13 protein-coding genes and 1 pseudogene are annotated in these 10607 nt (G+C 47.8%); 6 read left to right on the forward strand and 8 right to left on the reverse strand.

Annotated features, from left to right (window positions below):
• The 7 genes from ON16_RS12215 to ON16_RS16165 all read right to left on the reverse strand — a co-directional run.
• Positions 1 to 853 (reverse strand): IS256 family transposase (locus tag ON16_RS12215; protein WP_040663719.1); only part of this gene is annotated, 853 nt, incomplete at its 3' end.
• Between the two features lie 572 nt (positions 854 to 1425).
• Positions 1426 to 2403 (reverse strand): IS5 family transposase, encoded by a 978-nt coding sequence (locus ON16_RS12220; RefSeq protein ID WP_040663095.1) that lies wholly within the window; start codon positions 2401 to 2403, stop codon positions 1426 to 1428.
• Positions 2396 to 2770, reverse strand: coding sequence for a hypothetical protein (locus tag ON16_RS12225; protein ID WP_040663098.1), 375 nt, complete (start codon positions 2768 to 2770; stop codon positions 2396 to 2398). Before ON16_RS12225 ends, ON16_RS12220 begins: the two co-directional genes overlap by 8 nt.
• A 210-nt stretch (positions 2771 to 2980) precedes the next feature.
• Positions 2981 to 3682: an MBL fold metallo-hydrolase gene (locus ON16_RS12230; RefSeq protein WP_040663100.1), complete on the reverse strand. Its 702-nt coding sequence runs from the start codon at positions 3680 to 3682 to the stop codon at positions 2981 to 2983.
• Positions 3683 to 3765: 83 nt separating this feature from the next.
• Positions 3766 to 4467, reverse strand: coding sequence for an MBL fold metallo-hydrolase (locus ON16_RS12235; RefSeq protein ID WP_040663102.1), 702 nt, complete (start codon positions 4465 to 4467; stop codon positions 3766 to 3768).
• Positions 4468 to 4573: 106 nt separating this feature from the next.
• A complete protein-coding gene (locus ON16_RS12240; RefSeq protein ID WP_040663105.1) occupies positions 4574 to 6058 on the reverse strand; it encodes a dihydrolipoyl dehydrogenase family protein in 1485 nt (494 codons plus the stop codon).
• Between the two features lie 38 nt (positions 6059 to 6096).
• Positions 6097 to 6243, reverse strand: a complete 147-nt coding sequence (locus ON16_RS16165; protein WP_243441831.1) for a carbonic anhydrase — start codon at positions 6241 to 6243, stop codon at positions 6097 to 6099.
• A 43-nt stretch (positions 6244 to 6286) separates the two neighbouring features.
• On the opposite strand from ON16_RS16165, the pseudogene ON16_RS16170 reads away from it, so the two are divergent.
• From ON16_RS16170 to ON16_RS12260, 5 genes and pseudogenes are all read left to right on the forward strand, one after another.
• Positions 6287 to 6417: pseudogene (locus tag ON16_RS16170) on the forward strand (transposase); the annotation flags it as partial.
• Positions 6418 to 6561: 144 nt separating this feature from the next.
• Positions 6562 to 6792: an ATP-binding protein gene (locus tag ON16_RS12245; protein ID WP_051131743.1), complete on the forward strand. Its 231-nt coding sequence runs from the start codon at positions 6562 to 6564 to the stop codon at positions 6790 to 6792.
• 24 nt (positions 6793 to 6816) lie between these two features.
• Positions 6817 to 7122 carry a thioredoxin gene (gene trxA / locus ON16_RS12250; protein WP_040663107.1) on the forward strand — a complete coding sequence of 102 codons (306 nt, stop codon included), beginning with the start codon at positions 6817 to 6819 and terminating at the stop codon, positions 7120 to 7122.
• A gap of 3 nt (positions 7123 to 7125) precedes the next feature.
• Positions 7126 to 7788: a cytochrome c biogenesis CcdA family protein gene (locus ON16_RS12255; RefSeq protein ID WP_040663110.1), complete on the forward strand. Its 663-nt coding sequence runs from the start codon at positions 7126 to 7128 to the stop codon at positions 7786 to 7788.
• A 13-nt stretch (positions 7789 to 7801) separates the two neighbouring features.
• The gene (locus ON16_RS12260) at positions 7802 to 8368 is read left to right on the forward strand and encodes a TlpA disulfide reductase family protein (protein ID WP_040663113.1); all 567 of its coding nucleotides are present in this window, start codon (positions 7802 to 7804) and stop codon (positions 8366 to 8368) included.
• A 324-nt stretch (positions 8369 to 8692) separates the two neighbouring features.
• Here the strand turns inward: ON16_RS12260 and ON16_RS12265 are convergent, their stop codons facing one another.
• Complete coding sequence (locus tag ON16_RS12265) at positions 8693 to 9229, reverse strand: 2'-5' RNA ligase family protein (protein ID WP_144032124.1); 537 nt, start codon at positions 9227 to 9229, stop codon at positions 8693 to 8695.
• A gap of 466 nt (positions 9230 to 9695) precedes the next feature.
• Here ON16_RS12265 and istB point away from each other — a divergent pair, with 466 nt between their 5' ends.
• A complete protein-coding gene (gene istB / locus ON16_RS12270; RefSeq protein WP_051131773.1) occupies positions 9696 to 10487 on the forward strand; it encodes an IS21-like element helper ATPase IstB in 792 nt (263 codons plus the stop codon).
• The last annotated feature ends 120 nt before the right edge of the window (positions 10488 to 10607 follow it).

Below are 10607 nucleotides of genomic sequence, written 5' to 3' on the forward strand. Positions count from 1 at the left end.
GGGCTTTTAAATCCTTGTAGGAAACATACTTGCTGGAATTGCGGAGCTGGTGAATGATGCAGTTCTGAATTTCCGTTTTGGGGTATACCGCCTCAATGGCTGACGAAAAGCCGGTTAGGTTGTCAGTACAGGCGATGAAAATGTCCTCCACGCCCCGGTTTTTCAGGCCGTTCAGTACGGTTGCCCAGAATTTGGCACTCTCGTTTTCACCAACCCACATGCCGAGAACGTCCTTCCTTCCCTCCAGATCCACGCCGATGGCAATATAGACCGCCTTTTTTACGATCTGTCCTTCGCTGCGGACATGGTAGTGGATGGCGTCCAGAAATACCACCGCATACACGGCCTCCAAGGGCCGTTGCTGCCATTCCTTTGCGACCGGAAGGATCTTGTCGGTGATGCGGCTGATGGTCGTGTCAGAGACCTCCACGCCGTAGATGTCCTGAATGTGCATCTCAATGTCCCCGGTGGTCATGCCCTTGGCGTACATGGACAAGACCTTTTCCTCAATATCCTGGCTGACGCTGGTCTGATTCTTTTTCAGAATCTGCGGCTCAAATTCACCCTTGCGGTCCCGTGGAATGGAAACGTCCACATCCCCGAAGCTGGTACGCAGCGTCTTGTTGCTGTGCCCATTCCGGCTGTTATCCGTGTCCTTGTTCCGGTAGTCGTACTTGCTGTAGCCAAGCTCATCGTCCAGCTCCGCGTCCAGGCCGTTCTCCATGAACTCGGCAATGGTCTCCTTGAACAGGTTCTGGATGTCATCCATGCTGCTGATGTTACCCATCTGCAGCAACTCGCGGATCTTTGCCCTCCGCTCATTTTCCTCCGGGGTACGATTCTTCCTTGACATAATGTAAACCTCCATCGTGGTGCTTCCATTCTACACCATGATGGAGGTTTACACAAAGTTTGGGACAGCCTCTACAAGCAGTGTAGAAAGCAGGGGAAGCAATTCCTGCCTGCTTTCAACGTAGAGGCCTACCATATTGTTTTTTTGTAAATTGCTAATTACTTTCTCTATTCTTTCATTCATGTAAGTAAAAATTTCCTAAAAACAAATAAACTTACCTTCTTCTCGCAGTGTAAACATACTGCGCAGCTTATTTCTGCCAGATAAACTGGATGTTGTTACACTGATCGCAATTCATTTTGCTTGTTTCTTCCCGTTCTTCTTCTGGTACCCCTTTTTCACTTCTTTATCATGCGCAAAAAAATATGTCGTAAAGACAACAGCCTGAGTAGCAATGAAGAATATAATAATTTCTGTCAAATCCAACTCGTATTCGTTAAGCTCCATGCCAAATTGAATAATGAAGTACTTAAGGCAACACCGTATAACGAGAGGAAAAAACTGTGTTGCACACCAGCAATTACGAACAGCGCAGGGATGCTTTGGTATTTTGAATGCACAGGCACACTGAATCAGGCGGTCAAGCAGCGCTTGTCAGCCAGATACAGGTTCGCCAGTGCGAACATCATATGAAGTTTTGCGGTCTGTTTTCGTCGACCTTTATATCGCGTCTTGCGATAACCGAAAAGCCCCTTTACAACACCGAAAACATGCTCCACCTTCGCGCGAACTGAAGATTTTTCTCTTTCTCGCCGCTTGATTTGCCCCTGTGAACGCACGGAATTGTTTTTGCTCTGCGATGGCCTGTGATTGATTCTGTATCGGATTTTCTTGCCTTCGTTGTTATGAGTAACTGCATCCTCACGGTTCCCGGCACCGAGATACCCGGAATCGCCATAGACATTCTTTTCCTCACTGGTGAGCAGTTTTGGCGTTACCGTTACCTCGTGCACATTGGCTGCCGTTACCTCCAGATGATGCACCAGCCCTGTGTCTTGATCCACACCGATATGAGCCTTGTAGCCAAAATGCCAAGTGTTGCCCTTCTTTGTCTGGCAGGCATCCGGGTCGCGTTTCTTTTCGCGGTTCTTTGTCGAGGGCGGCGCAGCTATGATGGTGGAATCCACAATCGTGCCTTTCTTGAGAATCAGCCCACGTGCTTGCAGTAGCGCCAGCACCTGCCCAAATATCCGCTCCTGAAGGCCATTCTCTACAAGCAAGGCGCGAAACCGGCCAATCGTATCGCCGTCCGGCACCTGGTTGCTTGATTCTACACCGCAAAAGTCCGAAAAGGCGCGGCTGTCGATTACTTCGTATTTGGCGCCCATGTCCGACAGATCGTATAGATTTTGAAGCATATGAATCCGCAGCATGGTTTCAAGGGGAAAGGGTTTGTTGCCGGCCTCTCCTTTGTAGTAGTACGGCTGAATGATCCCAATCCACTCGTTCCACGGAATGATCGCATCCATCTGCTCCAGAAATTCTTTCTTTCTTGTTTTGGCCTGAGCCAGTTCATCGGTCAGCGCCGATAAGGATAGTTGTTTATTCATATGCCAATTTTAACATACTTTGGAAACTTCCGCCATTGTGCGGTGTTGCCTTAATCAAAATTCCAAAGCAGTTTGCCAGAAACACAAACAGCATGCAAAAAAACCACTTTTGCCTTGTGTATTCTTTTCTCAAAAGCTGCCCAATAAAAACATAGATAACAAGCGCTCCCAAAATTGTCACTGGATTACCGTAGGATAATTTCAATGGAAAACGTAAAATTCCGACAATTACAATGCCAGCAAAAGTAAGCACATTCACAAGCCATATGGGAATGTTCAGCTTACCACTCATATATGCAGATGCCAGTAGTGGTAGACTCCCGCAAACAAGGCAGACGAGTAAAAGCACAAGAAATAGCTCTAACATATTGAGTCTCCTCTAAATTCCAAATTTACCGCGCTTATATTTGACTCCGACTTTGAGCTTGCTAGAGGAGAGACTGCGCAATATACCTATTTTTCCAAAGTCTCCTACATCTCCTGTATATTTATTTTGCATTCTTGGCGTTCTCCCTCAGCAGTATAAACAAACTGCGAAGCTCAATTTCTGTTGCCCAGAGTGCTCATTATAAGATTCTCAGTTTTTCAGAATGTAAACACCCCCGTGATAGCAGTAGTAGGAGTCTGCTTTCATGGACAATAATTTGTCCATAGATTTAGTTGCCTGTTCAATATCCAACGTAAATTGAGGATTGGCAATAATAGGACGGTTGCCCTCCAAAGCGATAGCGTCACCAGTTATGATAATTGAATCATTTTCCATAAGAAGCGAAATGTGTCCAGGTGTATGCCCTGGCGTTGCAATAACACGACAACCGCCGCACCAATCCAAGTGATCTCCATCATGCAGCAAATAGTCTACTCCAACCGGCTCAACCTGACGTAGCATATTGCAGAACGCTTTCCCAAAATCTTGTTGTTCTGGCGGAAGTATTTTTTGCATTTCTTCTGCCTGACATAGCCTCAACGGTTTTTCTTGTGCGGAGATGAACGGAGCTTCTATAGAAGAACTGTATATTTTAAGGTTTGGATTTTGTCTCTTTAGTGCGGCAGCTGCACCCATATGGTCATGGTCATGATGAGTAAGTACAAGCCCCGTTAACTGGTTCACCGACAATCCATGCTGATGTAGTTTCTTTTCAAGGATATGAAGAGAGCCGATAAAACCACAATCAACAAGAATTATATTCGCCTTATCCCAAAGAAGCGTGGGGTATATAACACCTTCAATATTCCCTAATTGCATACTTATGGTTAGTCGTAGTATTTTGTAATCCATAATAGTTCCCCCCTGTTCCTCTTTGAAAAATATGTACGTTTCATAAATAATCAGATTTTAAACATACTGCGAAGTTTAACTTCTTAAACATTTTCTTTTTCAAACAAGCCACCATGGTAACAAATAATTCTTCGAGCAGGATGGAGAAGTATGCGTTGCATAGAAACATTTGCTTTCTCGATGTCTAAAGTAAATTGCGGATTGGCCAGTACGGGCCGGCCTTGTTCTAAAGCCATAGAATCACCGGAAAGAATGGTATCAAAAGCCTCAAGATAGAGCGATATATGCCCGGGGGTATGACCTGGGGTGGCAATCACCTGACATCCTCCGCAAAAAGGCAGCACCTCATTCTCCGAAAGCATACGATCAATTGGGACTGGTTCAACAGAACGGAGGAGCCTACAGAAAGTCTTTCCAAATTCCTGCTGCTCTGCTGGCAGTTCTTTTTGCAGCCGCTCCGCCTGTTCAAGCCGAAGTGATTTTTGGGAACCGGAGATATACGGTGCTTCTTCGGCCGAAGCAAATATAAGCACATTAGGATATTTTTGTTTAAACGCCGCCGCAGCTCCTACATGGTCATGGTCTTGATGTGTGAGAATAATGTGGGTGATTGCCTTGGGAGGCAGTCCGTTACACTGGAGTGCTTTCTCAATTTTTGGAAGGGAACCAACATATCCGCAATCAACCAGAACACAGTTATCATTATCACAGAGAACCGCTGGATATATATAGTCCATTACTGGCCCATAAGACATTTCAATCTTTAATGTAATAAGCTTGTTCATTTTTTCTCCTTAGTTTTGGCTGGTTTAAACATTATACGAATTTTATGTGGGTATCATAATGCAAAGCTCACCGGTTTAGCAGAATATGGTGTCTCACGCGCAAAGCTTATTCTGCTGTACTTAACTTTTCAAACACCCACGCTGTAAGCTCGTTCAGAGAAGGGTGGATCACCATGGAATCATTGATGGGCTCGTAGGTGTCAATATTGGGGCACAGAATTCGAAGCGCATCCAGTTCTTTCGTGTTCATGGCCTGCTTTGTCTTCTTGCACTGGTACCCCACGTTCATCAGATATACAAATGGCTGCAGCAGAATAGCGGCCTGCGGTCCGACAATATGAACACCAAGTATTTTTTTATCCTCGCTGATTATGATCTTTACAAAGCCGTTGTCGTCATCTCCATCGCGGTAGCCCATGGCCCTGCCACCCACAACCTCCGAGTAATGGTTGATTGCGGTTCTGTACAGAATGCCTTTGCTTTTTGCCTCTTTTTCCGTCATGCCCACGTGGGCAACCTGTGGATGCGTAAAGATTGCCCATGGAACTGTATCGTAATATGCTTCTTTTTTATCCCCGCCCGAAAAGAGATTGTGAATTAAGATCTGCGCCTCGTAGTTTGCCTTGTGCCTAAACTGATACTTCCCGTTGATATCTCCCAAAGCCCATACATGTTCATTGGATGTCTCCAGATAGGAGTTTGTTACAATCCAGCCATGCTTATCAACGGCTACGCCTGCCCTTTCAAGCAATAATGCATCGGCATTAGACTGCACGCCGGAAGCGACAAAAATTTCCTCGCATTCCACAACTGTGCGTCTCTTGGTTATGCCGCTTTCGATGGTAATCTGTTTTCCGCCCTCGTCGGCGGAGGCAGATAGAATTGTGCTGTTTGTCAGCAGTTCAATCCCGTTTTGGGTAAACTGCCTGCCGACAAATTGGGCGACTTGCTCTTCCTCTTTATTCAAAATCTCCGAGCGCGCAATGATGGTCACTTTTGTCCCAAACGCTGAAAAAATATGTGCGAATTCCGCACTAATTGCTCCCCCGCCAATAATCGCAAGGCTCTTCCATAGCTTTTTAGGGAATTTATCTCCAAAAAAAGTTTCGGACGTCACATACCCGGCACTTTCCAGCCCCTCCGCCGGAGGGATATTCGTTCTAGCTCCTGCCGCAATGATGAATTTGTCCCCATAGATTGTTTCGTCTGCCTTTCCTTCGCACGAAATGGACATGCTATCAGGCCCGGTAAAAGCACCGGTTCCTTTATACATCGTGAGATTTGGAACGTGCTGCAGACTGGTTTCAATTGACTTATTAAAATCGATCTGTTCCCACATTCTTTTTGAAATAACGTTCCAATCAATTTCCGGGCGGGTAGTCCGAATACCGACCCGCGCCGATTCCTCCGCTTCACGGATAAAATCAGCCGGATAAACAAGCATTTTGGACGGGATGCAACCCTTTGTCAGACAAGTACCGCCAAATTTTGCTTTTTCAACAATTGCACAGCGGAGTCCTTTGCTCAAAGCCGCCTCCATAACCATGAGGCCGGCTCCGCTTCCCACGATTACGATATCAAAATGGTTCATGAATTACCTCCTTTTTTATGCGACTTCTCTTAATTAAGTCAAGAATTTTTTTGAGTTATCCCGCGTACCTTCATCTTCTCAATCAGGTTTTTGCTATCCGTACACCTAGCACCACAATCAGTGTGTCCAATTACCAAAACTTCCTCAATATTTAATTCATAAATTCCTATCAAGATACTCCTCATTGCACTTCCAAAAGAATGTGAAATGATTTCACCTGCGTCTTTGATCCGTACCAAAAATGCAATTAAACGGCTCAACCGGGAGATCCGTAGGCGCACCCGCGTGGTGGGCTGCTTTCCTGACGGAAACTCGCCGCTCAAGCTGGCCTGCGGCATATGGCGGGCACACAATGGGGTAAGATATTTTGACATAAATTCAACGTAAAGCATTCGCCGCTAAAAAAGCACAGGCCAAATGTCAAAAGAACGTGATATCGTCACGGAATGAAGACAAAAAGAGCGATATACTGCAGACAGCAAAACAAAGGAGGCGTGAGTAAAATGGTTTTTGGATTTGGGCGTAAGGCAGCGGCTGAAAGCAACGCTGAAAAGACATTGGTGGTGAATAAAAGGCGATGCCCGCAAAACCATCCCTGTCCATCGGTCAAGGTCTGCCCGACGGGCGCTCTGTTACAGGTGCGTTTTGAAGCTCCCACGGTGGATCAGGAGAAATGCATTCGTTGCGGCAAGTGTGTGAAGTTTTGCCCCATGAGGGCGCTCACACTGGAATAATCGAAATATATTGGAGGAATAAAAATGTCTGTACTAACCATTACGAAGGAAAACTACCAGAAAGAAGTCACGGAAAGTGACTGCCCTGTGCTGCTGGATTTCTGGGCCAGCTGGTGCGGCCCCTGCCGCATGGTCTCGCCGGTGGTGGATGAGATAGCCGAGGAGAATGCGAATGTTAAGGTCGGCAAAGTCAATGTGGATGAACAGCAGGAGCTGGCGGCGCAATTCGGCGTCATGAGTATCCCCACACTTGTGGTTATCCGGGGTGGAAAGATCGCAAATCAAGCGGTCGGCGCAAGGCCCAAGGCGCAGATTCTCTCCATGCTGTAAGCAATGCAGTATGTCTTAGTATTTCTCGAAGGAATTATCACCTTTGTCTCTCCCTGCCTGCTGCCCCTGCTGCCAATCTATGTGGGATACTTCATGGGCGCGGGCGAGGGGGAAAACTCTCGCCGTACGGTGCTGCTGCGAGCGTTCGGCTTTGTGCTGGGCTTTACGATCCTGTTTGTATTAATGGGAGCCTTTGCCGGCACCATTGGCGGTTTTTTCCTAAAATACTCGACGACTGTGAATGTGGTGGGCGGCGTTGTAATCACCGTGCTGGGACTTATCTACCTCGGCATACTCAATATTCCAATATTCAAAGGTACAAAGGGCGGCTGGCACGCCGGCGGCTTTTTTACCTCGCTGCTGATGGGCGTGGTGTTCTCCGTGGGCTGGACGCCCTGCGTAGGCGCATTCCTCGGCAGTGCGCTGGTGCTCGCCTCTCAGTCCGGCAGTGTCCTGCGGGGGGCCGCCATGCTGCTGCTCTACTCCTTGGGGCTTGGAATACCGTTCTTTCTCGGCGCGGTGCTGATGGAGCGGCTTAAGAATGTGTTCAATTGGCTGAAAAAGCACAGCGGAACGGTCTCACATTTCTCCGGTGGGCTGCTGGTAGCCCTCGGTATACTTATGATGACGGGACTGCTTGGGCGGCTGTTGGGTCTTGTATCGTAAAGAAGGAGGGCGTATGACAAACCAAAAAACGACAATCATCATTGCCGCAGCTCTCGTCGTAGTGCTGCTGGGAGCGTCGGCGCTGTACAGCTCTCTGTCGAAAAGCGAAGCCTCCGCGTCAGCGGAGGCGCAGCGCACGGTGCAACCGGAGGATGAAAGCGTTGCCGCCCCGGATTTCACCATGCTGGACGCGGAGGGCAACAGCGTGGCGCTCTCCAATCACATTGGCACGCCCATCGTGCTCAATTTTTGGGCGAGCTGGTGCAGCCCCTGCAAAAACGAGATGCCCGTCTTTGACACCGTGGCGGCGGAGTTAGGGGACAAGGTCGATTTTATAATGGTCAACCTCACCCACGGAGGACGGGAGACCGTGGAGGGTGCGACGCAGTTTATCAAAGAGCAGGGCTTCACCTTTCCAGTTTATTTTGACACGCTTTTGGAGGGCGCAACGGCCTATTCCGTGCGTTCCATCCCGGTGACGTATTTCATCGATACCGAGGGGAACGTGCAGGCCTATTCCGCCGGAAGCATGGACGAGGACACGCTTCGCCAGGGCATCGACATGATCCTGGCTGAATAAGAGCAGATCGCCGCCCGGCATTGTGTGGCGGTCTTCTCTTATTCAAATAGCGCCTTCAGCCCTGATTTGTCCGTCAGCTCAATACTGCCGCGGGTCAGGCTTACCATGCCCTCAGACTGGAAATAGCGCAGCATCCGCGTGACCAGCTTCCGTACGGTGCGATCACTGTTGGTGAGGTGATGGAAAAGTAGTGTAACCCCAAATATTTTGCAGGCTTTCTTGTTTTTTACTAGGCACAGACGGAGTCAGAGTACGGCGTGCTAAAAGCCTGTAGTAATTGAAATATAAGCACATGAGAAAGATCAAAATTTTAGCTTCTCGTACTCACAACGCTTGTAAGTCAAATGATCCAATAGCTTGGCTCTCATCAGACGAAGTTACTTTTAACCGCGTAAGTTCTCCTGTGAGTGGTGAAAAACCTTCCCAAAGAATTGAAAGCAAACTCTGTTCCTGCCCGGGATCAACTGAAGCGATTGTCATATGGGGGGTCCAGTTTTTTTGCTGAAGCGAATATAAACACCCTTTATCGGTGCAACAGGTATCATATTCCCTATGTATATCTGAATGGAGTTCTAGAAGGTTATAGTTGGAACAGGGGGCTATAAAACACAGGCGGGAATCCGGGAAAAAGCCAAAATGGTTAAAGTAAATCTGAATTCTTTTGTGCTGCAGTGCAACCGTGGAAATCCACTTGAGTAAATCCGCGTCATTCAGTTTTGTATAGATGCCAAACGATATATGGGGTTCATATGCATCAATCGTGATACCTTGTATTTTCATTTTTTCTTCAATGCGGTATATTTCTTCATTAAACTGATTTCCAAATGTGCCCATCACACATAACGTCCGTAATTGTTTCAAAACATTCCTCCATTCACGCAATACCTTTTTCTTATAAATGGTTATTGTTGTGACGATGTGTACTAATTCATCTGTCTTATTAAATACACTATACCAGCATTTCGCAAAATTCAACTGTTTTTATCAATTCAATGTACGGAGGAATCTACTGAGGAAATTTCTTTGTTAAAGTAGACAAGCTTGGATAAAAAATATGCTCGAATTGGGCGCAAAGAACTGTGAGAAGTCAGTGCGTTTTTTACCGGTAAAGTGAATACCATGGGTTAGCATCACCAGAGCGATGCCTGATTATCCTCTGCCGTGGCTAGCAGCTGCGGTGGTATTTTTTTGAGCAGCTCCCGGAAGGCTGTCGGCTCCAATGAAAGTTCTGCGGCACCAATTAACATACAGGTGCCGCAGGACTTTAAAAATTTTATTTTCGAATGGTTTTTGCAAACTCTCCGATTTTTTTATCCATGATGGAGATATGCTTCGTCAACCAGTCTACAATCATCTGGTTAGCGTTGAGAATGACCAGAATACTACGACCACCAAGCTGCACGAAATGAAGCTGAGCGCAATGGCCACGGCTTTTCGGCATCAGAGTGAAACGGACGGTTTCAGCGAACTCTCCTTTGAGGAGCGTTTCGGCTTGCTCGTGGATGCGGAGTGGACTTCACGGCGAAACAACCGGCTCACACGCCTGCTCAAAAAAGCCGGTTTCTCAGAGCCTGGAGCCTGTCTCGAAGACATTGAGTACCACGCCGACAGAAAGCTGGATAAAGCTTTCATCACCCGGCTCGGCTCCTGCAATTACATCGACGAGAACCACAATGTCATCATCCTCGGAGCCACCGGCAGCGGTAAAACCTACATCGCCAACGCCTTGGGCGTGACCGCCAGGCGTAACTTCTACCCCGTCCGCTATGTACGGCTGCCGGATCTGCTCGCCGAGCTGTCCATAGCGAGGGCTGAGGGCAACTACCGCAAGGTCATGAAGGGATACCGGCAGGCCAGACTTTTGATTCTGGATGAATGGTTGCTCTACCCACTCAAGGACAGTGAGGCCAGAGATTTGCTTGAGCTGACGGAGGCTCGCTACAAAAAAGCCTCGACTATATTCTGCTCACAATTCGACGTAGGCGGATGGCACCAGAAGATCGGAGAGGCGACCCTTGCCGACGCCATCTGCGACCGCATCGTTCACGACTCCTACCGCATCGTCATCGGCGGCGAAGATTCCATGCGGAAACGGAAAGGCATTTCCGAGAACGACTGACGTCGCCTGACGCCTGCGGCGGCAACCCTGTCAAATCCCGCCGCCGCAGGTGTCAAATTTCTCCGCCGCAACTGTAAAACACTGCCGCCGCCGGGTGTAAAATGCGGCCGACATATTCAT

Origin of the sequence: Oscillibacter ruminantium GH1 (genome assembly GCF_000307265.1) — a bacterium.
Lineage (GTDB): Bacteria > Bacillota > Clostridia > Oscillospirales > Oscillospiraceae > Oscillibacter > Oscillibacter ruminantium.

Bases quoted from the DNA above. Each gene is read 5' to 3' on its own strand.
- ON16_RS12220 (WP_040663095.1), bottom strand. From the start codon at position 2,403: ATGAATAAACAACTATCCTTATCGGCGCTGACCGATGAACTGGCTCAG.
- ON16_RS12225 (WP_040663098.1), bottom strand. From the start codon at position 2,770: ATGTTAGAGCTATTTCTTGTGCTTTTACTCGTCTGCCTTGTTTGCGGG.
- ON16_RS12230 (WP_040663100.1), bottom strand. From the start codon at position 3,682: ATGGATTACAAAATACTACGACTAACCATAAGTATGCAATTAGGGAAT.
- ON16_RS12235 (WP_040663102.1), bottom strand. From the start codon at position 4,467: ATGAACAAGCTTATTACATTAAAGATTGAAATGTCTTATGGGCCAGTA.
- ON16_RS12240 (WP_040663105.1), bottom strand. From the start codon at position 6,058: ATGAACCATTTTGATATCGTAATCGTGGGAAGCGGAGCCGGCCTCATG.
- ON16_RS16165 (WP_243441831.1), bottom strand. From the start codon at position 6,243: ATGAGGAGTATCTTGATAGGAATTTATGAATTAAATATTGAGGAAGTT.
- ON16_RS12245 (WP_051131743.1), top strand. From the start codon at position 6,562: ATGGTTTTTGGATTTGGGCGTAAGGCAGCGGCTGAAAGCAACGCTGAA.
- trxA (WP_040663107.1), top strand. From the start codon at position 6,817: ATGTCTGTACTAACCATTACGAAGGAAAACTACCAGAAAGAAGTCACG.
- ON16_RS12255 (WP_040663110.1), top strand. From the start codon at position 7,126: ATGCAGTATGTCTTAGTATTTCTCGAAGGAATTATCACCTTTGTCTCT.
- ON16_RS12260 (WP_040663113.1), top strand. From the start codon at position 7,802: ATGACAAACCAAAAAACGACAATCATCATTGCCGCAGCTCTCGTCGTA.
- istB (WP_051131773.1), top strand. From the start codon at position 9,696: ATGCTTCGTCAACCAGTCTACAATCATCTGGTTAGCGTTGAGAATGAC.